Below are 22,651 nucleotides of genomic sequence, written 5' to 3'. Positions count from 1 at the left end.
ACAAACCGCCACAGGTTCAAACAGGTCAATTAAAATTAGCAACAATGAAAATCGGATAACAAATTTGCCTTTATTCTCTAACAATAATATATTGGCACACATCATTATCCAAATTTAGCGAAGCAACTCATTTATTATATCGCCTTCTGATTAGAGGAATTCAATGAGTATGCAAGGAACCTGTAGAACTTATTTAATCCCCGATGATCCCGCAGACAATAATATCTTTCCTGCTGTTGAAAGAATTGCTGATGCTATTGCAGAAATCATTCGCCACGAAGAAAAGGGCGGAAAAGCTATTGGACTTGAAGGTAACTGGGGGTCAGGTAAAACTACGATAGTGAATCAAATCTGCTCCAAGTTTGTAGGCGAATCCAATTATACATTCTTCCTTTTTGATGCTTGGGCGCATGAAGGTGATCCATTAAGAAGAACCTTTATCGAAGAGTTAATTGATCACTTAATTCAAAATAATTGGATCGATTCTAACTATTGGAGCGAACAAAAAGAAATCATTGCCCAAAGAAAAGAGATAAAAAAAACAAAAAACAAGCCTCATGTGACAATGTTTGGGATGATTGTTATTGTTCTCTTCTTCTTGGTTCCCATTGGGGTAGCTTTTTTAAATGCTGCACTGAAAGACAATTTGACGATAGATTTATCCTCATCACTCTCGGGAAAATTTTTAATAGGTTTGACACTTACACTCAGCCCCTTATTTGCCGTTTTTATAGGTGCAATATGTCAATTTATAGGTGCGATATATCAAAAACTTTGCAAGAAAAACGCTCAATCATTAGAAATCCGCTCGTTAATCTGGACGATGTTAATTAACAAAGCCATTTCCAAAGAACAAACCAAAACAAATAAAACCACGAACCCAACATCAGTTGAATTTGAAAAAATATTTGGGGAAATAATGAAAGCAGCACTCACCAAGGACGATAGGAAAATCGTCCTAGTGCTGGACAATCTTGATCGCATTGCTCCTTCAGAAGCTTTGAAGATTTGGGCGACCTTACAGACTTTCCTTCGTCCCCGAACTCATACTAATAATGAATGGTTGAAACGATTATGGATAATTATGCCGTATGACCTTGATGGTATCTCAAGCTTATGGAATAAACCCAAAACTGGAAGCGAAAATAAAAAGGAAATTACGAAACCTCAAAATGCTCAGGAAAATGTTAATTCACCAGTAAATAAAGATGATGCTAGGGCAATAAAAAAAGCCGAAGCGAATGAAAACATTTTGGCTTTATCATTTTTGGATAAATGTTTTCAAATCCGATTTGAAGTTCCTCCGCCTGTACTATCAAACTGGCAAGATTACCTATTCAAACTTTGCCAGAAGGCTTTTCCGAATCATCAAGAATCAGAATTTCACATTATTTATAAGCTGTACGTTTGGTTTTTATATAAACAGGACATTTTGCCCAATCCAAGGCAACTGATCTTATATGTTAATCAAATCGGTTCCTTACATATGCAGTGGTGTAACAAAATCCCATTATCGCACTTGGCATATTATGCCTTACTTCGTCGCCTCAATATCAATGTTGTAGAAGAGTTATTGAAGGGAGATTTACCTCACCAAGTCGTTGAAGGGTTCCTTGATGATAAGCCTAAAGATAACCTTGCGGCACTCGCCTTTAATGTTGATGCGGAAACTGCAAAACAAATCGTTTTAATGAATCCGCTTAAAGAGGCTTTTGAAATTGGCAGCGTTGAAAAAGTACAGGATTTATATCGCAGCCACTATGACAATGGTTTTTGGCAAGCTTTAGACAATCACTTAGATTGGAAATTGTTAGATAATAAAACCTTGGCAACTGCTGCGTACTGTCTTTATGAAAGCGGGATATTTAATCCAGAGAAAAGAGCAGCATTGTCACCTTCTGATAGAGTCCAACATAGAATTCCCACAGAGATAGACTTCATAAAAAATGCGATAAAAACTACTGCATTAAAAATCCCAACTTGGCAACCACTAAATAATGAAATGTCTCAAGGGCTTATAGGACTTTTTAGTCTGCTTTCTAGCGAAGAGTTCACAATTAAAATTCTAGGCAATATCTCATCAAATTTTGCCAAACAAATTGACGGGCACCCTTACCCCATCCAGAATGTCGAGGCTGCTATTGCAGCTTTGAAACAAATCCGAGAATCATTAAAGCAAGCCCATATAAATGTTTTCTCACAAGGCATTATTGAACCGATGGCTACAAGACTACGTTCACCCAATCCTTTACCTTACCTTGAACTCAACCCTTTGTTAGGATGCATGGTTGAATTAAGTGTAGAAGATGAACTTTCCCGTAAGGTGCTCCAACAAGTAGCTTCAGATAAAAACTTCGTCGCACAAATAAAAGCATTATTTGAAAAAGGCGACCTGAAATCTTTAGCAATATCGCAAGAATATTATCAAACTATAGGGCTAGGTCTTTTTATTTTGCTTCGTGATAATCCAAAATCAATTACGCCCGATTTTTTAGCGCCTTCACAATTATTTAAGGATTGGATGAAAGAGCTTGGGCAAAACTCCATTAATGCATATAGTGTATTCTCAGAAAAACTTGCAGAAATTCTTATAAACTATGGTGAAACCCAGTTAATTATTAACCTGTTTGATGGCGACCCAACCAAAGGGGCATTAGCAATTGAGTGTCTGAAAATCATTACCTCCCAGGAAACCTCCTCAATGTTCTTTACTTTAACTACCATTGATCAAAACTGGGATTTGTTTAAAGCCTTAATCCCAGATAGTAAGTTAAAAGGGTTTCAAAAGAGTTTGAGATTTGAAACTTCCTTGGAAGAACTTTCTTTAAGTAAATTGATCAATCAATTAGTCAACAACCCCGAAAGTTTTATAGAAGTGACTAAACTCTCATTTAACTCGGATAAAGTCTTATTTTATGTACTCATACTTTATCATGATGGTTTTTCAAATAATGAGTTCATAAACTGGGTTTCAAGCGGTTTAAAATCTATAAGCAAAGAGCAATGGTTATCCGACCTTCAAACTGATGGCAAGCTTTTTACACTTATCGCCAGTTTATCAATTAACGATCAACTTATTTCTTTACCCAATTTTCAAGATGCAATACTTGGTCAGTCCGCATTAATATTAAATTCTCAACTCCCTGAATCTGGCTCATTTTTGGCTCGATTACAGGAATCCGAAGAAAACCTCTTAATCAAATACTCATCACCGTCTTTTGCCGAACGCAATATACTTTGTAAAAAAATATATAATCTTACATTGGAGAGGAACGGAGAGTTTCCATATCTATTTCTAAAATTATTTGGTAGAGAGATTACCCGTCCCGAAATTATTCAAGGAGACGAACGAGTCCTTTCTGATTTATTTGTACCTATTTTGAATCAGAACACAGATGTTGGCTTAGCTTGGTTAGAACAGGCATTAAAGCAAAATCTTGATTCACTAAAAATACATTCAAAATCATTCACTAAGTTTAGAGATACCGTGCGTGACATTCTCTACAAAAATACTTTCGGGGATAAAGTTAAAATTAAACGCCTTAAAAGTATTGCACCTGTACTAAGCGTTGCAGTCAGACGGGGAGAGGTATCCGACGGGTGGGCTGCAAGCCCCTCTCAAAAAGAATTTGAGGTTGATTGGGCAACAGCAGAAGCAGCCTTTGTTAGCCAAGCTTTTGTCATATCGAACTTCCATATGGAAGGCGGTGAAAATGATTTTACAATAAAAAACCCTAAAGAAATTGTGAACATTGCGAAGGTGCTTGAGATTCCACCACTGAACGAACCTTTACTCAAAATCCTCGAAGAGGAATTTACTTTTTAAAGATTACAAACAAACCAACCTCAGCTTGAAGGATAGAAATCGGTAGGCTATACTGAGGCTTCATTTTTTGGAGGGGTGGCCGAGTGGCTGAAGGCGGCGGTTTGCTAAACCGTTGTAGGGGCTAACACTCTTACCGAGGGTTCGAATCCCTCCTCCTCCGCCAGTTTTTACGGGGCTTATTAATAAGCCCCGTTTTATTTTTGAAGGAAGTTTACCGCGATACCTTTGCGGTGTCCGAATTTTCTTTCACCTGTCACGGTTCAATTGCACAGTGGAATCTGCGCTTTGCTTACCGTTCGTTAAGACTTTCCTGCTAACAACCGAATCGCCAACAGATAAACAACTTTTAACGAATCAACGAGGGCGCGGCACGGTCATTGCTCTACTCAAAATCAAATTTCATTTGCCCCAGCGATTTGTAAAACATTTTAGGAGTAAAGGTTTATGTATCGAGTCATTTTATTTTTCATTTTCCTCACTTTTTCATCTACGGTTTTGGCGCAGGATTACACGCCAAAAGGCGAAGTATTCGGCAGCATCGGCGGCGGCAAAGCTTATGATGATGAAGGCGGCATTGGCAGCGGGCTTGATTTCGGCGGCGGCGTTGGCTACCGCATCACACCCAAACTACAAATCGAAGGCGCAATCAATACCATCAGACATGAACGCAATTTCGGAAGCGGCGTGGTCTTTAAAGGAACCGGCACCTTTGTTTCGGCAAATCTGCTTTATCACTTTTCCACCAAACAGGTTCAGCCTTATGTGATTGGCGGCGCAGGGTTCGTCAATCATCAAAATCGGTCGCGGTTCCCCGAAGACCCGTTTACACCCGAAGTCAGTTCAAGCGGCGGAGCATTCAATTTCGGCGCGGGACTGAGAGTTTTTCTGAACAAACATATCTCCATTCGCCCGGAATTCAGAGTCTTCGTCGGCTACCCTGACAGCAGCCGCTTGCGCTCAGTCGAAGCGCCTTTCAGCGTTTTGCGGGGTTCGGTCTCGGTGAGCTATCACTGGTAAGTGTTGAGGAATTTTGTGTCGTGGGTGATGTTTGTGAGAACCATTTTTGATAATGAGAAGATTAGGATTTAAGGTGATCTTCTCAAATTCATTTCTTCTCATTGCCAATAATATTTCTCACAAACATCACCAATAACACCGTCACACAAAAATAATTTGTGAATCGACGGCTGCGGTCACTTTTGAGCGACTGACCGGTTACTGTTATTGCCGGTTCATTCAACAATAACCACAACCGGAGTGTGATCGGATGGGCGTTCCCATTTGCGCGGCTCTTTATCAATGAAGACCTCTTTGCATCGCGCTGCGAGCGGTTCAGTCACCCAGATGTGGTCAATGCGCAGCCCCATATTGCGGCGAAAAGCCATCGCCCGATAATCCCACCACGAATATTCCTGCACTTCCTGATTGAAGCTACGAAAGATGTCAATGAAGCCCCAGTCCGTCACTTCCTTGAGCGCCTCGCGTTCCTGCGGACTCACCAACACCTGCCCTTCCCAAGCCTTCGGGTCGTGAACATCTATGTCTTCGGGCGCGACATTGAAATCGCCGCACATCAACACCGGTGAATTTTTATCGCAGGTCGTATCCAGAAATCTTCTGAGGCGTTTCAACCAGTCAAGTTTATAACCGTATTTGTCCGTGCCGATAGCCTGCCCGTTCGGCACATAAACGTTAATGATGCGAATGCCCGAAACGATGGCGGCAATCATCCGCGCCTGTGCCGTGTCATCATCTTGCGGAAAACCGCGCCGCACATCTTCGCTTTCGGTCTTCGATAAAATCGCTACGCCGTTGTAGGTTTTCTGCCCGTGGGTTTCAACCGTGTAGCCGCGCATCATAAACTCTTCACGCGGAAATTTTTCATCGAGGCATTTGATTTCCTGTAGGCATAAAACATCCGGCGCAGCGGATTCAATCCACTGCAAGACAACCGGCAATCGCGCCGCTATCGAATTCACATTCCAGGTCGCTATTTTCATTTTTAATTCCTGTTCATCATTTTTTGTAAATCTCTTTCCGATCACCAATTTTAACAACCAGAACGATTAATTTGTCATCTTGGATTTGATAAATAATTCGGTAGTCACCGACACGGACACGGTAGAGGTCTTCTTCACCCTCCAATTTTTTAACACCAGAAGGGCGAGGATTTTTAGCCAGCGAATCTATTTTCGGTTTGAGTCTGGTTTGAACAGATTTTTCCAGGTTTTTGAAATCTCGTTCGGCTTTGCGCGAAAATTCAATTTTGTAAACCTGATTGGTTAGAGGTCTAGTTCCGCTTTTAGTTTTTCCCATGGAATTGTGCCTTTTTTCTTTGTCTCGGCTAACACGGCACGAGCCTCTTCAAGGTCAATACGATCCTCTATTTGTTCGAGAAGATCATAATCTTCAATGGGCACAACAGCTGCCACAGCCTTGCCGTGTCGCGTTAAGATGATACGTTCTTTAGCAAAAGCAGCCCGACTGATTAAGTCAGAGAGTTGCTCTCTTGCTTCTTTGGTTGAAATATTCATCCTTTGTTTCAATTCCACGATGGTTCACTATTTACAACTCAAAGTGTACACTTTGGCACTTATGTTATCAACGTAATATTTGTTACTTCGGGAAATTGGGATTGGCTTTGATTTCGACAATCTGTTTGTTATGACGCAGGCTGTGCATAGGGATATACAACAACCATTGATAGGCATTCAGGGTTCCGAAAATCGGGAACGGATGATCAAGCGTGTGCGACTTCATATTGGCGTCGGTTTCCCGCGCAAATTTCAAACTCTTGGCGCGATTCTCTTTCAAGAGTTTCATTATCTCCGGGCGCGACATATTGCGCTTCATCGGTTGAATCGGTTCCGGCGCTTGCGCTCTGCCCTGACGTTTGGCAAGCGGTCCTTCAATGATTTGCATTTTATTTGCCGTTTTAGTTTCCCAATCGGCATTTTCCGGCGCGGCAAGGGCGCGTTCAACCTGAGCGAATAATAAGCCTTCGGCAAGCGCGATGTGTTCGGCGGTTTCACCAACCGTCCATTTGAATGGCGCAGGTCGGAAATTCCATTGCGCGTCGGTCAATTTTTCAATCGCAGCAAGGGTCTCCTGGTCTGCATCAAGCAAAGCCTTGATGACATACGCGCGTTCTTCCTTGGTCATCTTCGGGTCAGACATTGATTTGGGAGATTCTCCCATTGCAAAGCCTGAAAGCAGAACTACGAATATCAATATCGCGGATAATTTCTTCATTGGTTCTTCTCTCCGAGTTTTGGTTGGTCTGGAATTAAACCCGCCGCTAACCTAGGCGGTACTGACAAAGTTTGCGCGGTCAGAGACCGCTTACTCAACGTCTATCGTTTTCCAACGATTCCAAACCGTGAACTTTTTTAACTACTCAACGATAAGTTTATGATAACGCCCCATCCAGTACGGCAGCAAAAAGAATGCGCCATCATCTTCGCCGCGTCCATCGGTTTTGCTGTCGGGCTGAAACGGATTGCTGTTCCAACGCATCACCCGCCGTTCATCGGGCGCTAAGAGTTGCAGAATCTCTTGTTCATTATGGCGGTCGAGTTCTTTGGCAAACGTCACATCGCGACGATGCATATTCCTGACACTCCATTTCGTCAAATCCATCGGAATGCGATAAAGCGTGCGCGCGGCGTCGGCAAGCGGCGAATTTTTTTGCGGATGACTCGCCGCATAAATGAAAGTCCACAATGGGTTCGCTTCGCGTTTGATGTTCACCCACCAATCTGCCATGCCTTCGCGATAGAATTTCAATAACCTCGCATCTTTTTCGTATTGCATCAACGGATAAAACGACAGCATCGCCAACTCTTCATCCGAATAATTCAACTCCTTCACACGTTCCAGGTATTCGGTGACAATCCGGTGATAGCCGAGTTCATCAATCAACTTGCGATACTCACGCCCAAACCGCGCTTCGCCGGTGATGTGATGCGCCACCTTGCAAAACGATAAGAGTTCCAGCGCATTCAATGGGCTGTCTTCATGCCCGTCGGGGTCAGCAAAATATTCTGGACTCCAGCGCCCCCAGCGCGTCGGCTTGCCGGTGACATCAATCAAGTAATATTGGTTCTCGATGATGTGATCGGTGATGCGCTGAACGATGCCTTGAATTTTCTTTTTAAGTTCAACGTCCGGCAACAAATCATAAGCGATGGCATAAGCGAAAAAATGCCCGACCAGTTCATCCGAACTGGTATCACTTTTCCATTCCCATTCTTTATCCGGCGTGAAATACCAGAAACCGTCTTTGTGACGCGGCTCATCTTTGTGGCGAAACGAACGTGCAGGATAACCCGAACGCCCGGTGATCGATTCCAGCCTGAGCATGGCTTCAAGCGATTGTTTAGCCGATGACAAGGCTTCACGGTCTGTGGTCACCGCATAACGGAAACATTCAGCCGCCGCATAAATCGCCGTCCATAATCCATCATTATCATTCGGGTATTGATGCGAAGTAGCCGTGTTGCCGGATTCAAGAAATTGAGAATCCGCCACCAATCCATGTCGTTTGTGACGTTTTTCGATGCGTTCTTCAAAGTACGCGGCTTTTTGAGCGAGCGTCATCGGGCGCATTTCGATATGGCTGATGCCCGCAGAAGTTCGCGCCCAGATGGAGCCAGCTTCACCGGCAACCAAGGCGATGACTTCGTCGGATGGCAAGTAGCGTTTGCCGGCAAAATATTGCCACCTATCCCACGGATGCAGAGCTTTCTGATAACGCACCAGTCCTTCATTGCCGCCAGCCCACACCGCGCCGTCCGTGGTGATGGCGATGGTTTTGAGATTCCCGATGGGCAAACCTTCTTTGAATGAAAGCCGGAGTTTGGTTGGCGATTCACGGACGAAGGCATCGTCTTCTACGCGCCAGTTGCCGTTGTTTGATTGGGCATTAGATTTGGGCATTGCCAGCCCTTGGCGAATCGTTGCGGGAATTTGTGAGTCATCAGCGTTGTAAAACGCGCGGGATTTCTGCGGCGTCGGTTTTAATTTAATATTTTTTGGCGCAGCAAAAAATGGATGCGCGAGAGTGAATAACAGAATGATTGAAAGCAAAATTTTGTTATTCATAACTTCAATCATTCTGTTATTCATCAAAAATTTTCTCCAAAGCATAGGGTTTTCAGATGGTTTATTAACGTCTACGATTTTTCAGCAATTAAACTCCCGCATCAATCGCTTTGTATTTTCCCCTCTTTCACAAGCCGCACTATAATATGCATTGCCCTGATGATTCTCAAACGCCGGGGAAAATTTAATCATTAATGTCAGGAAGAATTTTTTTATTGGGTTAATCCATGAGCCGAGAAGAAATCACCATTAGCGAAATGGCGCGCAGCAAAATCGAAAGCCACGCTTTACAATGTGCGCCAAATGAGTGTTGCGGATTGCTTGGCGGCAGGGGCGATAAAATCGCTTCAACCTATCCGCTCGCCAATGTTGCGGAAAAACCCTGTACGCGATATTTCGCCGCGCCCGAAGCGTTATTCAAAGCCATGCGGCAAATTCGTGAAGCGGGCGAAGAGATGCTCGGCATCTATCATTCGCATCCGCGCAGCCCGGCTTTCCCTTCGCGCGTAGATGTCGAGATGGCTTTTTACCCGGATGCGATTTACTTTATCATTTCACTTTTAAACCCGATGGAATTGCGAGCGTTTACAATCGAAGACGAAGTGTTTAACGAAATCGAAATTTCAATCATCAATAATTTATGAGCGATACCATTACGATCACCGTTTTATTATTCGGGCAGGCGCGTGAGTTTGCAGGTAAACAACAAATCGAACTCAGCGTAATTCAACCGGCAACCGTCGAAAGCGCGTTTGCGATGCTTAAATCCGAGTTTCCACGTCTTGCGGCAATGCAGCGCAGCCTGATGTTTGCGGTCAACGAAGAGTACGCTTCATTGAATCAATCACTATCCAATAACGACCAACTCGCCATCTTGCCGCCGGTAAGCGGCGGCGAAGACGAACACGCAGATATTTTTGAAATCACCAGAGCGCCGATAAACATTGCGGATTTTCGCGCCCGCCTGCTTGAAGGCGACTCAGGCGCGGTAGTGATTTTCGATGGCGTGGTGCGCAACAACACCAAAGGTCGCCCGACCCTTTATCTCGAATATGAAGGCTATGAATCGATGGCTTTGAAAACTCTGGCGCAAATCGGGCGCGAAGTTCACGAGCAATGGGCGATTAACCGATTCGGCATCATTCATCGTTTGGGGCGAATGGAAATCAGCCAGTCGAGCGTCGTCATTATCGTTACTTCGGCGCATCGCCGCATCGCTTTCGAGGCGTGTCATTATGCGATTGACCGCTTGAAAAAAATTGTGCCGATTTGGAAGAAAGAATTTTTCGAGGACGGCGAAATCTGGGTCGAAGGCGAGCCGCCAGAGGCGGAGGGCAAAAGTTAAAAGGCAAAAGGCAAAAAGCAAAAATGAAAACCGTAAATGAGATTTCGAGGTAATAACAAGCGTAGAAAATTTTAGTCCAAAGTATTTTGACTTTTGCCTTTTAACTTTTGCCTTTTGCCTTTTTTCTTCTTACTGTTCGCCGCTGCCTTGTGGTCCGGCTTTTTGAACCGCTTCACGCGCCTGCGAGGCTTCGCGCTTACGACCTTCAAGTTCACTGATGCGTTTGTTGATGTAGGCTTGTTCGGCGGGTAGTTCAATCGAACGCAAGGTTTTCACGGCATTTTCAATTTCAAACAGCTCCGCATAACAATCGGCAACGCCGTAAGTGGCGCGCAGTTTCACTTTCTCATCGGCGCTTTCTGTAGCGAGTCTCTGATAGACCGGCAAGGCGAGTTTGGGTTGACTGCGGGTTAAATGATAAATCGACGCTTCACGCAAGAGCGCCTGTTCGGTCATCAAATCATAATCGGCACGACTCACGACCTTTTCATATTCGGTGAGTGCCTGACTGTAGTTTTTATGGTCGTAATACAAATCGGCGATGCGCAGGCGAATGCGGCGACGCTCATCGGGGTCAGGCAGATTGAGATTTTCATATTCGGCAATCGCTTCATAGGAGCGCCCCAACTCACTGAGCACTTCCGCAAGTCTCTCACGGGCGGCAAAAACATTGGGATGCGAAGGCGATTGATTGATGAATTCGACATAGTGGGCGCGCGCCTGTTCGTATCGCTTCAAATGAAAATAATAAATATTGGCGAGTTGAAACCGGGCATCCTGCGCGGGTTCACCGGTGGGATAAGCCGCCAGGTAGCGTTCATATTCTTCGACCGCCGTTTCATAATCTTCCGCATCCCAGGCTTTATTGGCGCGTTTCAACGACTCTTCGATGCCGCGTTTGCACGAAGTTAAAAATAGGGATGATGAAAAGATCAAGGTAAGAAGAAGCGTGATAACCAAGAGGGTCTTTTTACTTTTTAACAAATCGCGAATTTTTATTTCCTGAATCTCTATTTGCTGCAAATCCATTTTTACGGCTCTAAACCAATCAAATATAAAGTAGAGGCAGGTCTCATACCTGCCCGGATTTTGCGATACCGGCGTGCAATGACAGGCGCTCAAGCTGCTGGCGGCTGTGCCGCTTTGCTGTGCGACGCGGGCTTTGCCCCGCCGAGACCCTTTGCCAACGGTTCGGGGCTACGCTCCAAATTGGCGGCACAGCCGCAAGCGTTGAGTGGCAAGGCGGCGCGGAAAGTCAGAGACTTTCCGCACATCAAAGCGGCACAGCCGCAAAACAATGATTACTAAATACTGCGCGCCACTAACGCAAAATAAATTTCATCGGTTGTCACCGATTCGGGCTTTGGACAGTAAGTGTACTCACTTGCCCCTACAGTTACGCTGTCTTTATAAATATCAACTCACGCCATTGGTTTCGGTCACCTCGACCTGTTGTTCAATGAGCGACGCCGCAGAAACTTTGTCACCGTCAGAGGTGTCAATCAATTTCACCCCCTGAGTTGAACGACCCGACACGCGAATGCCTTTGGCTTCGACGCGAATCAGTTTGCCTTGCTCGGTGATAATCAACACCTGACTCTCATCGTTTACCGGCATCGAAGCGACTACCATGCCGTTGCGTTCCGAAGTCTTCATGTTGATGACGCCTTTGCCGCCGCGCGATTGGAAACGGTATTCATCAATTGCTGTACGTTTGCCGAAACCGTTTTCTGAAATCGAAAGAATTTCCACGCCTTCACTGACCGCCGCAACGTTGATGACATAATCGCCTTTGCCAAGCGTAATGCCGCGCACCCCGTAAGCCGGTCTGCCCATCGAACGCACATCGGTTTCTTCAAAACAGATTGCCATGCCTTCGCGCGTGGCAATGAAAATTTTCTTGGTGCCGTCAGTGAGTTCAACCGCCAGGAGTTCATCATCATCATCGACGCCCATCGCAATAATGCCTGAGCCGCGAATGTTGGCAAATTCGGAAAGCTCGGTCTTTTTAATCGTGCCTTTGCGCGTCACCATCACCACAAACTGACCTTCTTCAAAATCACGGACTGCTAAAATCCCGGCGAATTTCTCTTCTTTGGGAATGTTGACGAGATTGACAATCGCTTTGCCGCGCCCGGCTGCCGCCGCATCAGGAATTTCATGGACTTTCAGGCGATGCACTTTGCCTTTGTTGGTGAATATCATGACGTAGCTGTGCGCAGAGGCGACAAAGATGTGATCAACCACATCTTCGGTTTTAAGCGACGCGCCGCGTCTGCCGGTTCCACCGCGACGTTGGGCGCGATACACAGATACCGGCGTGCGTTTGATGTAACCGGAATGCGTCACCGTGATTGCCATATCTTCATCGGCAATCAAATCTTCGATGGTGAGTTCCGCGCCCGCTTCGATAATTTCGGTGCGGCGTTGATCACCATAGGCGTGTTGCACTTCGCGCAATTCTTTGACAATCACATTGCGCAGCACCGATTCGTTGGAAATGATTTCCTGCAATTCGGCGATGCGTTGAATGACCTCTTTGTATTCATCCTCAAGCTTCTGGCGTTCAAGCCCTGTGAGTCTTTGCAACTGCATTTCGAGAATGGCTTTTGCCTGAATCTCAGAAAATTGAAATTTCGCCATCAAGCCTTCGCGAGCTTCAACACTGGTCTTCGATTTGCGAATCAGCGAAATCACGGCGTCGAGATGGTCTAAGGCTTTCTTTAAGCCTTCGAGGATATGGGCGCGCGCTTCAGCTTTGCGCAGTTCATAACGGGTGCGTCGCAACACCACATCGCGACGGTGTTCAATGAAAATGTTGAGCGTGTCAACCAGGTTCAACTCACGCGGCTGACCGTTGACGATGGCGAGATTGATCATGCCAAACGACTGTTGCATGGGCGTGAGTTTGTAAAGATTGTTCAACACAATGTCGGGGATAGCATCACGTTTGAGTTCCATCACGATGCGCATGCCTTCGCGGTCGGATTCATCGCGCAAATCGGCGATGCCTTCGATGCGCTTTTCGTTGATGAGTTCGGCAATGCGTTCGATGAGTTTCGATTTATTGACCTGATAAGGAATCGCGGTGACGACGATGGCGATGCGTTCGCCCGACCGCCCCCCACGGTCAATAGCGACTTTAGCGCGCATGACGATTGAACCGCGTCCGGTTTCGTAGGCATTCTTGATGCCTTCGCGACCATAGATAAATCCGCCGGTCGGAAAATCCGGCCCCGGCACATAATTCATCAAGGTCGAAAGTCGCGCATTGGGATTTTGAATCAGGTAGATCGTCGCCTCGATGATTTCACTCAAATTGTGTGGCGGAATGTTGGTCGCCATCCCGACAGCGATGCCGCCCGAACCATTGACTAAAAGATTGGGGTAACGCGCCGGCAGCACCGTCGGTTCTTCTCGCGATTCATCATAATTGGGGACGAAATCGACCGTGTCTTTATCAATGTCGGCAAGCAGTTCCGTAGCGATGCGTGTCAGTCGCGCTTCGGTGTAACGATAAGCCGCCGCATTGTCGCCATCCACAGAATTATGAACAATGCAACCGTTGGCAAGCATGAAGTTGTGATGTTCGTTTACGGTAATGTCATAAACATCAACTTTTTCATCCAGCCAACGCATACTCACAACGCGGTGATTATGTGTTGATGCAACCGTAATCAATTCCTCAAAACTCTGAAAGTAACTCAAAACCTTATTGCTGTTCGGAATCCATTGTGCGTTTCGATGGGCATCATAACACTCAGGTGTCAATTGTGATTTTCCAAATTCTGCAATCAATCGTGAGGCATAGCCTACGATTTTTGTTCGCATGACTTTTTTCTTGTAGTTTTCATCTTTCCACTTTTGAGTAAGCGCGATTTTAGCTCTCTCTGTAAGCTGAGCCATGCACTGTGGGTTTTCTTTTATTCTTCGAGCAAAATATTTTTTGCGTCCTTTTAGGTGTGCGGCTTTGAAATTTGGGTCTTGCCATTGTCGTAATATTTTTTCACGATGCAAGGGTCGAGTTTCGGGTTTAGCCCACAAAGCCATTGCCATCTTTTTGTGATGGTCTTGTGCGTATTTGGCACGATATGAGGGGTCTTGCCATAAACGACGACTATGCTCACTCAATTTCTTTCGCACTTTAGGATCGCTTAATGACTTAATAATGGACTGAGTTATGAATTTGCGCATTCCTTCATCATTCCACATTAAGCGACTCTTTTCTGAAATAATTTTGCTAATCTTTCTTTTCTGCACACTTGTTAGGGGACGCTTTTCAATGCCTTTCAAAGCCTTACTCATCTTGGCGCGATAATCTGCATCTTGCCACAGTTGACGCAGATACTCGCCTCGTCGTTTGGCGATTTCAGGATTCAATTTATGCTTTTCGCGTAGAGTTTTAGAAACCCGCTTGCCATTTTCCTCTCGAAACTTTTCACTCTTATTTTGAGCAATCATTCTTTGGCGACGGATTTCTCTGACTTCCGGATGTTTCGCATAATAATCTTGAACACCTTTCTTTTGTGCCTCTCTGAATTCTTGCGTTTCCCAGAGCATGCGAATTTGCTTAGCGTGCAAATGTAAATGTTCAAGCCAAGTCATACGCTCAATATTGGATGGGCGGTTATCAAAGCGTTTGCCGTTTTTATGATGACGCACAAACGCACTGTTAAACTTTTCGGTCAATCCTTTTTTCCGGTTGTATTCATCAGCCAACCTATGAATGAATACAAATTCACCTGTAGTCGGTTGCTTAACTCGCAAATAGTCATTCGTTTCCTGATTGACTGGTGCAGTGTCAAAATAACCAACCATCAAACTGTCCTCTATGGTAAGGTGTTGCGCTTGTTTCCAAGTGCCGTCACGCAACATAAAACGATGATCAGGGGTGCAGCGCACCGTTGAGCCATCATCAAAAGTCAATTCCACCAACTCAGCGTTACGGCGGGTAATTCGGGAATGTTTGCCTTCACCAACGACTATGCGTTTCGCAGAATCTACGGAGTATACATAGAAAATCTCATCAGGTGGTAATTGTGACAACTCTTCAAAAGTGCGCTCGGTTCCGTCAAGCAATTTGATTTTGGTATCACCGGTGAAGCAACCAAAGTTGCCTTGTCCGTCAACCAGCATATAGCGCAGGGAAAAATCCTGTGCCATTCTGACCATTGCATCATAGACCGCGCTATCGCCGTGCGGGTGATATTTACCGAGCACATCGCCGACGACCGTCGCCGATTTTTTGTAAGCCTTGCCGGGTCCGAGTCCCTGCTCGTGCATTGAATAAAGAATGCGCCGATGTACGGGCTTTAACCCGTCGCGGGCATCGGGCAAGGCGCGACCGATGATGACGCTCATGGCGTAGTCCAGATAGCTACGCTTCATCTCTTCTTCAATATTTACGGGAATCCTCTGAATTACTTCAGTCATTCGTTCTCCTCTTCTTTATAAAAGCTTCTGCTGTGGTTTTGCGCCTTCACACAAAACCCGGAACAAGGGTACAAATTGTGGGGTAAATATGAGTTTTTTTCTTCATCCTCGACGAAAAAATTCGGGTATTGTTTCGGGATGTTTCTTCGTTTTTTAAGCAAAAATAATTCTACCTGACGGGAGCTTTTTTGACAAAGTAAAGTGCATAAAATCATCAATAAAAATCGGCATTTTTTGCATTTTCTCGCCGCTACGATTCGCTCTATTTGGTGAGCGTGTATAATGCTTTTTGACGCGCCTCAAAGAGGCGGATTTTATGATTCAATTACTGAGCGTCAAGCTAAAAACCAAACCGCGAAATTCGCCGGTTTATCCGCTCAATTTGCCGCTGGTGAAAAACTTCACGGAACTGTCGTTTGATTCACCTGTCACCTTTTTTGTCGGCGAAAACGGCTCCGGCAAATCGACGTTGATGGAAGCGATTGCCGCCGGCGTCAACGCGGTCACGGTCGGCGCAGAAGATGTCGGGCGCGACAAAACCTTATCGGGAGCCAGACGACTCGGCAAAGAGTTGAAGTTCGCCTGGCGCACGCGCAATCATCGCGGCTTCTTTTTGCGCGCCGAAGATTTTTTCGGCTTTGCCAAACGGGTGTCCCATCTGATGGAAGAGATGGACGAACTCGCCGAAGCGTATAAGCAGAAATTCACCGGCTATGCGCTTGGATTGGCGAAAGGTTCGGCGCTCAGTCAAAAACGCGCCTTGATAGAAAAGTACGGCGAAAACCTCGATGCCAATTCACACGGCGAATCATTTCTAAAATTGTTTCAGGCGCGATTCGTTGCCGGTGGACTCTATTTGCTGGATGAACCCGAAGCCCCGCTTTCACCGCTCAGACAACTCTCATTCTTAGCGATGCTCAAAGAGATGGTCGCCGAAGATGCGCAATTTATTATCGCTACCCACTCGCCAATTCTGATGGCATACCCACAGGCGACGATTTACAGTTTCGATCATCAACCGATAAAAGCAGTGGCTTACGATGACCTCGAACACGTCACTCTGACGCGGGCATTTTTAAATAATCCCGAATCTTTTCTGAGACGCCTGTAAATCATTTGCATTTTCCGCTTTTCGTTTTTATGCTTCGCGCCTGCACATACCGAAATCAGGAGCGAAAACATTGGCAACCGAAACATCTGGCAAACCTGTATCAACTGACCACTCAACCGGCATCGAAGCGCAATCCGGTCTCGACCCCTGGAAAAAAGCCGAACTCCCCGCACCACCGAACACTGCCGGTATAAAAATCCTCGGCGTCATCGGGCCTGGCGCAATTATTCTCGGCGCGTCCATCGGCAGCGGCGAATGGCTGTTGGGACCTGCGGCGTTCGTCAAGTACGGACTGACGCTGTTGTGGGTCACAGGGGTTGCCATCGTTTTACAAACCATCTTCAACACCGAAGTCATGCGCTATGCGCTCTACACCGGCGAGCCGGTGATTACAGGGTTTATGCGCACCCGCCCGAGTTCAACCTTCTGGGCGTGGTTTTATGCGGTGCTGTCGTTTTTTCAGGTCGGCTGGCCCGCCTGGGCGGGGTCTGCAGCGGGCGCAATCTTTTTTCTGTTTGCCGGGCGCATGGCAGAAGCCTCGGATTCAAATACCGTCTACCTGATTAGCGTGGCTACATTTTTAGTCTGCGTCGCCATTCTGGTTTTCAGTGGCAAACGCATTGAACGAACTTTGGAAATTCTCAACTGGACATTGATTGTCTGCATACTGGGAACGCTCATCGTGCTTTGCGTTTTATACGGCAGTTCGAGCAAATGGCTGGGCGCAGCGGCGGGATTTTTCGCTTTCGATTTAGAGAGCAAAAGTTTTTCTCTCTTTCCCGCGGGGGCTGACTGGTTTTTGATTGGCGCATTTGCAGCCTATTCGGGAATGGGGGGTGTCGGCAATTTGATGCTCTCGAATTATGCGCGCGATAAAGGTTACGGAATGGGCAAAGTCGTAGGTTTTATTCCAGCGGCAGTCGGCGGACAGCAAGTCAAACTCGCGCACACTGGTTCGGTGTTCGACATCAACCAAGAGAGTTTAAGCAAATGGCGCGGCTGGTGGCGCATCATCAGCATCGACCAGTGGAGCGTCTTTTTTATCGGCGCGATTTTAGGCATGGGACTTCCGGCGATTTTGTACACCTCGGCGATTCAACCCGGAAAAGAGATTCGCGGACTGGCGGTTGCTGCCGAACTCGCCTATGCCATGTCGGCGCGAGGGGGCGCGGCATTAACGATTATCTTAGCGATCATGAGCGTCTGGGTGTTATTTAAAACGCAGCTTGATTTAATCGAAGGCATGGCGCGGTCTGTGACAGACATTTTATGGAGCGGCAACGAACGTATACGCAACTGGCGCGGCGGCGATGTGCGCGTGGTTTATTACACGGTTTTAACCGTTGTGGTGATTTGGGGATTGCTTGCGTTAAGGATTACCCAGCCGATTATTCTTTTACAACTGGGCGCGAACATGGCGGGGTTGGTTTTTGTTTTCAGCGCCATTCATCTGGTTTACCTCAACACCAAATTTTTGCCGCAAGCCTTGCGTCCACCCATGTGGCGTCGGGCGGCGCTAATTTTTATGTCGGTGTTTTACGGCTTTTTTGTCTACCTGTGGTTGATGGGCGGCATCGTGCCGGATAAAGAGAAAGGCTTTTTGTTTACCTTCACGAAATATTGGTAAATCAAATCTCGACATCATCCTTTGCTCATGAAGTGGAAATCGTTCTGTGGCTATTCGCCTCCAAACCCCAGCCAGGGTCTTTTGGAGAAGATTTAAATGAAGACCAGAAAAATTAAGTCGCCGCAAAAGGCGGACAATGGTATTCCTGTGCAGGGCGTTGAATCTCCCGCCACTCCTCAACCACTTTTGAAAAATACCCGAATGGTGACGGCGCTTTGGTATCTGGCAGCGGGGATTACATTCTGGTCATTCGGTTATACGATGATGCGTGGATCAGACCTCTGGTGGCACATCGCCACCGGTCGTTTGATTTATGAAAGCCGCTCATTGCCCCTGGTTGATTCGTGGTCATTTACACGGCAGGGGCAACCGTGGTTACAGCATGAATGGCTTGCAGATTTTATCTATCAAATCTGGGGGAATTTATTTGGTGTCTCATCGCTGGTTTACTGGAAATGGCTGATGGTCATTTCTACGTTTGGACTGCTGTTATACACGATTCGGCGATGGGTAAAAGACCCGCTGTCAAGTTACCTGGCGGTTTTATTTGGCATTGCCACAGCCACTCCGTTTTTAGACATCCGACCACATTTATATTCGCTGCTCGGCTTTGCGCTACTCCTGTTTTTCGGATTGCCGAAAAATTTTCCGCGATTTCTGCCGCTTCTTTTTCTGGTTTGGGTTAATTTGCATGGCGGCTTTTTTTTCGGGCTTTTAGTGCTTGTAATAATTTTAGGCGTTGAGATTTATAAAACCGGCTTGGTGAATAATCGAAAGCCCATTTTGATTTTCGCAAGCTGTGTGATTGCCTGTTTCCTGAACCCGAACGGACTGCGCGCTTTCACCTATCCGCTGAAGTATGCTTTTGATAAAAACTCGCCTTTTGCCATTGCGATTGACGAATGGCAATCTCCTTTTCAAGCCGGGGGCATTCATTCTCTGCTTTATCCTTATATGATTGGGGTTTTCATTTTAAGCGGATTTTTTATCCTGGTCTCCAAAACTTATCGTAAAGAAAAGGGGCTGCCGGTTGCTGAATTGCTGCTCGGTTTATTGACCCTGATGATGTCGCTTACCAGTCGTCGGTTTATTCCGCTATTGGCGATGGCTCAAAGTTTAGTAGTAGCGCCGGTGATGGCTTATCTGTTTGCGACCCAATGGCAGAAGGTGCCGCAATTCATTTTTCCGACGATTGCCACCCTCATCGGTTTCCTGTGGCTGGCTCCTTATCCGCATACGGCGCGAGCTTTTCATTACCTGGTTGCCGAAGATAATTTCCCTGTCGAAACCTGTAATTTTATCGAAACCAATCAACTGGAAGGCAAGGTTTTTGCCTATTTCAACTGGGGCGGATATCTGCACTATCGCACCAAAGGGCGCATGAAAGTTTTCATCGATGGGCGTGCCGACACGGTTTTCGATGATCAAACCCTGATTCGCTATTCAATGGTTCAAGGGTTTCGCCAAGGGTGGGAAGACATCATCGAATCTTCCGGCGCACAATATATTCTGTTTCCAAGAAATCAGGAGGGTAAACCGCTGGCGCAACTGATCAGTTCGGGACGTTGGCGATTGCTCTACGATGATGCAGTCTCGGTTTTATTGGTACGCGCCACCGAAGCCCCGCTTCCGCAAATCCAAGCGACTGGCGATTCTGCTTATAAACGCTTAGCCTCCGGCATTCGCAATCTCGAACGACAAGCTTATGCGGAGGCTGAGAAGGATTTGCAAAGCGCACTGGAGTTGCAAGCCGATCTTCGGCTCGCCGGTTATTCGCTGGTTCAAACTCAACTATCCGCCGGAGAAAAAGAGAAGGCTCGCGCATCGTTAAACCACTGTCAAAAATTATTCCCTGATTCACAAATGCTGAGAGCTTACGAAAAACTGCTACCGTAGAACTCCTTACAAACCAAGTTACTGCGGTTAAGGGAGCAATCTCTGACGGCGCTTCAACATAGTCGCAAATAGCTACGAGCGTTAAATCATTCGCTGCCAAGCGCGATTTTTAATGCGTCGAGGGCGCGGTTTAACTCTCTGTATAAATAGGCATTCGTTCTTTGCGCCATCGGCAAATAATATTTTTCCGTGGTGTCGGCGTAACGATATTTCTTTTCGAGTTTCGGCGAATGCGAAATGAAGCGCAAATTATCCAACCGGTCGCAGAGTTTGACAATCGGCGCGCCCGTATGATGCGCGGCTTCGATTTCTTCGAGGTAAACGGCGAGGCTGACGTCTTCAAACTTGGTCAGCAGCCAGACAATCTCGGCAATCTCTTCGCCAAAACCAGCGGCGATTTCTGCGCGCGTTGTCGGGCTGTCTTCAATCACATCGTGCAACAGCGCCGAGCAAATCAGTTTCGGCGAGTACATATCGAGTTCATCAACAAGGGTTACGGCAACGCGCACGGGATGAACGATGTAGGCGGTGCCTTCATCGCGCCGTTGCCCGGTGTGGGCTTTTTCCGCGACTTCGTAGGCGCGTTGCACGTTGTACAATTCATCATCGCTTAAATGCGTAATTAATTTTTCTTCGAGATAAGCAAAATCTCTTGTGTAAACCATAAGCTTTCACTCAATCAATCAGGCTTTCGCCTTTTTCTTTTTATCGGTTTGCGGTTTGGGAAGGATTGCCGGTTTAACTAAATCAGCCAGCGGTCTGCCTTCGGCTTTTTCAAATGAAAGTCCGAGACAGGCAGCCGCCGTCGGCGCAATATCAATCATTTTTGCAAGCGCAAGTTTTGCGCCAACGCGCACATTCGCGCCATAGATAATCAATGAAGCATACATTTCCGGGCGCGAAGGCAAATAGCCATGCGTGCCCTTGTAGGTTGCGCCTGAACTTTGCACTTCATCGCCGGTTAAGGCTTCATCAAATGAAAAGCCCGGTGCCGCCTCTAAAATTACTGTGGCTTGCGGCACAGCGCCCAGTCGTTTGGCGTCCGCAACAGAAACCAGGCGGCTGAGGGGACTATGCGTGCGAGTCAGATATTTGCTGAACAATTCTTGAACTTTTTTTGCGCTCTCCTGGTCATTCGTATCCCGGAGAACAATCGGGCATGCGCCCCCGGCAGGCCAGGCAGCGGCTTGCCAATCTGCCACTTTTCCGTTGCTATCGACGGTAATCAGTTTCGCTTTAGCCAGGACAACGTTCGGGAAAAACTTCTGATTAATCTTCGCGAAACCGTGATCGGAAACAATAAAAAATGTGGTTTTCTCAAACACCCCCGCCTGTTTGGTGGCTTCGATGATGCGCCCCACATATCCGTCAAGGCGTTCGATAGTGGCAAGAGCTTCAGGTGAACGCGGCCCGTGTTTATGTTGCGCATCATCGGATTCAACCAGATGCACCAGTAATAAATCAGGCTGGTAATTTTTAATGATGTATTCGCTGACCGCCGTGCGGCGTCCGTCGGTCGTCATCTCTTTGCCGGCGACCAGAGCATTTTGCAATAAACCCGGCGTTGCATATTGCAAGGTGCGTTTTCCGGTTGGCGGGTTTTCTTTGGGGTCAAATATTTCCGGCACATTGTAATCAATTTCGGCATTGACCGTGACGGGCCAGCCGATGGCGGCAGTTTTGAGTCCGGCTTTTTTTGCCATCGACCAGAGGGTTTCGGTTTTTACCGCGTTGGCGAACCAGTACCACTCTTTGGTTTGCGGGGCATCGGGCGCTTCAAAGATACGATTTTGTACGATGCCGTGGGTTGCCGGTTTGACACCAGTAATCAATGTCGTGTGCGCCGGATAAGTCACCGATGGATAAACCCCTTCGACGCCTTCGGCATATGCGCCGTTCAATTTCATTTGCGTTAAGGTCGGAAGCTTTATGCCGATTTGCGTGGAGTTGAGATAATAATCCGGCATCAATCCATCTATGGAAATCACCACGACATGCGCGCTAGCAATCGCTGATTGAGCATTGGCAGAATAGTTTGTAGCTATCGACAACAGGTTGAAAATGATTAGCGCCAATAATAATAAACTTAAAAGCCTGCATTTTGCCGATTGCAAACGTCGTCTATTCATCAATGACTCCACCTGATTTGAATTTTTTGAAGCGAACTCGGATGAACGGTTGATGCTTTCAATTCAAGCCTATCATTGTTTCAAGGCAAGTCAAAGTTTGAGATAGCTTTTGAGGGTGGTTCGGTTGAGGAAGAAGCCTTTTCGAGTCAGCGCAAAAAAACGGTTCACCAAAATATTTAAA

17 protein-coding genes and 1 tRNA gene are annotated in these 22,651 nt (G+C 46.4%); 9 read left to right on the top strand and 9 right to left on the bottom strand.

The genetic code is table 11. From position 1 onward, the window contains the following. Nucleotides 1-163 precede the first annotated feature (163 nt). The 3 genes from AB1757_06440 to AB1757_06430 all read left to right on the top strand — a co-directional run bounded on the left by AB1757_06440 (nucleotide 164) and on the right by AB1757_06430 (nucleotide 4,843). A complete protein-coding gene (locus AB1757_06440) occupies nucleotides 164-3,826 on the top strand; it encodes a P-loop NTPase fold protein (GenBank protein MEW6126660.1) in 3,663 nt (1,220 codons plus the stop codon). 69 nt (nucleotides 3,827-3,895) lie between these two features. Further along, a tRNA-Ser gene (locus AB1757_06435) sits at nucleotides 3,896-3,989 on the top strand. A 281-nt stretch (nucleotides 3,990-4,270) separates the two neighbouring features. Next, complete coding sequence (locus tag AB1757_06430) at nucleotides 4,271-4,843, top strand: porin family protein (protein ID MEW6126659.1); 573 nt, start codon at nucleotides 4,271-4,273, stop codon at nucleotides 4,841-4,843. Nucleotides 4,844-5,058: 215 nt separating this feature from the next. On the opposite strand, the gene xth is transcribed toward AB1757_06430, so the two are convergent. The 5 genes from xth to AB1757_06405 all read right to left on the bottom strand — a co-directional run bounded on the left by xth (nucleotide 5,059) and on the right by AB1757_06405 (nucleotide 8,953). Next, complete coding sequence (gene xth, locus AB1757_06425; protein MEW6126658.1) at nucleotides 5,059-5,826, bottom strand: exodeoxyribonuclease III; 768 nt, start codon at nucleotides 5,824-5,826, stop codon at nucleotides 5,059-5,061. A gap of 16 nt (nucleotides 5,827-5,842) precedes the next feature. Next, on the bottom strand, nucleotides 5,843-6,142 hold the full coding sequence (locus tag AB1757_06420) for a type II toxin-antitoxin system RelE/ParE family toxin (protein ID MEW6126657.1): 300 nt from the start codon (nucleotides 6,140-6,142) through the stop codon (nucleotides 5,843-5,845). Continuing rightward, on the bottom strand, nucleotides 6,109-6,360 hold the full coding sequence (locus tag AB1757_06415; protein MEW6126656.1) for a type II toxin-antitoxin system Phd/YefM family antitoxin: 252 nt from the start codon (nucleotides 6,358-6,360) through the stop codon (nucleotides 6,109-6,111). Before AB1757_06415 ends, AB1757_06420 begins: the two co-directional genes overlap by 34 nt. 82 nt (nucleotides 6,361-6,442) lie before the next feature. Next, nucleotides 6,443-7,078 (bottom strand): DinB family protein, encoded by a 636-nt coding sequence (locus AB1757_06410; GenBank protein ID MEW6126655.1) that lies wholly within the window; start codon nucleotides 7,076-7,078, stop codon nucleotides 6,443-6,445. A gap of 141 nt (nucleotides 7,079-7,219) precedes the next feature. After that, on the bottom strand, nucleotides 7,220-8,953 hold the full coding sequence (locus AB1757_06405; protein ID MEW6126654.1) for a hypothetical protein: 1,734 nt from the start codon (nucleotides 8,951-8,953) through the stop codon (nucleotides 7,220-7,222). A 203-nt stretch (nucleotides 8,954-9,156) separates the two neighbouring features. Here AB1757_06405 and AB1757_06400 point away from each other — a divergent pair, with 203 nt between their 5' ends. Further along, nucleotides 9,157-9,573 carry a M67 family metallopeptidase gene (locus AB1757_06400; GenBank protein MEW6126653.1) on the top strand — a complete coding sequence of 139 codons (417 nt, stop codon included), beginning with the start codon at nucleotides 9,157-9,159 and terminating at the stop codon, nucleotides 9,571-9,573. Beyond that, the gene (locus AB1757_06395) at nucleotides 9,570-10,274 is read left to right on the top strand and encodes a molybdenum cofactor biosynthesis protein MoaE (protein MEW6126652.1); all 705 of its coding nucleotides are present in this window, start codon (nucleotides 9,570-9,572) and stop codon (nucleotides 10,272-10,274) included. The genes AB1757_06400 and AB1757_06395 overlap by 4 nt, the downstream gene beginning before the upstream one ends. 129 nt (nucleotides 10,275-10,403) lie before the next feature. On the opposite strand, the gene AB1757_06390 is transcribed toward AB1757_06395, so the two are convergent. Then, the gene (locus AB1757_06390; GenBank protein MEW6126651.1) at nucleotides 10,404-11,303 is read right to left on the bottom strand and encodes a tetratricopeptide repeat protein; all 900 of its coding nucleotides are present in this window, start codon (nucleotides 11,301-11,303) and stop codon (nucleotides 10,404-10,406) included. Between the two features lie 78 nt (nucleotides 11,304-11,381). Here AB1757_06390 and AB1757_06385 point away from each other — a divergent pair, with 78 nt between their 5' ends. Further along, nucleotides 11,382-11,582 carry a hypothetical protein gene (locus tag AB1757_06385; protein MEW6126650.1) on the top strand — a complete coding sequence of 67 codons (201 nt, stop codon included), beginning with the start codon at nucleotides 11,382-11,384 and terminating at the stop codon, nucleotides 11,580-11,582. A 108-nt stretch (nucleotides 11,583-11,690) separates the two neighbouring features. Here AB1757_06385 and gyrA read toward each other — a convergent pair whose 3' ends face one another. Then, nucleotides 11,691-15,707 (bottom strand): DNA gyrase subunit A, encoded by a 4,017-nt coding sequence (gene gyrA / locus AB1757_06380; protein MEW6126649.1) that lies wholly within the window; start codon nucleotides 15,705-15,707, stop codon nucleotides 11,691-11,693. A 316-nt stretch (nucleotides 15,708-16,023) separates the two neighbouring features. Here gyrA and AB1757_06375 point away from each other — a divergent pair, with 316 nt between their 5' ends. The 3 genes from AB1757_06375 to AB1757_06365 all read left to right on the top strand — a co-directional run bounded on the left by AB1757_06375 (nucleotide 16,024) and on the right by AB1757_06365 (nucleotide 20,341). Beyond that, nucleotides 16,024-16,818, top strand: a complete 795-nt coding sequence (locus AB1757_06375; protein ID MEW6126648.1) for an AAA family ATPase — start codon at nucleotides 16,024-16,026, stop codon at nucleotides 16,816-16,818. Between the two features lie 70 nt (nucleotides 16,819-16,888). After that, nucleotides 16,889-18,445, top strand: coding sequence for an Nramp family divalent metal transporter (locus AB1757_06370; GenBank protein ID MEW6126647.1), 1,557 nt, complete (start codon nucleotides 16,889-16,891; stop codon nucleotides 18,443-18,445). Nucleotides 18,446-18,541: 96 nt separating this feature from the next. Next, nucleotides 18,542-20,341 (top strand): hypothetical protein, encoded by a 1,800-nt coding sequence (locus AB1757_06365; protein ID MEW6126646.1) that lies wholly within the window; start codon nucleotides 18,542-18,544, stop codon nucleotides 20,339-20,341. 86 nt (nucleotides 20,342-20,427) lie between these two features. Here AB1757_06365 and AB1757_06360 read toward each other — a convergent pair whose 3' ends face one another. Further along, nucleotides 20,428-21,006, bottom strand: a complete 579-nt coding sequence (locus AB1757_06360; GenBank protein MEW6126645.1) for an HD domain-containing protein — start codon at nucleotides 21,004-21,006, stop codon at nucleotides 20,428-20,430. An 18-nt stretch (nucleotides 21,007-21,024) separates the two neighbouring features. Then, nucleotides 21,025-22,470: an ectonucleotide pyrophosphatase/phosphodiesterase gene (locus AB1757_06355; GenBank protein MEW6126644.1), complete on the bottom strand. Its 1,446-nt coding sequence runs from the start codon at nucleotides 22,468-22,470 to the stop codon at nucleotides 21,025-21,027. Nucleotides 22,471-22,651: the final 181 nt, after the last annotated feature.

It is taken from the genome of Acidobacteriota bacterium (genome assembly GCA_040754075.1).
In the GTDB taxonomy this organism is placed as follows: Bacteria; Acidobacteriota; Blastocatellia; order UBA7656; family UBA7656; genus JBFMDH01.
The sequence above is the reverse complement of the archived record's forward strand: the minus strand, read 5'-3'. Positions and strand labels throughout refer to the sequence as shown.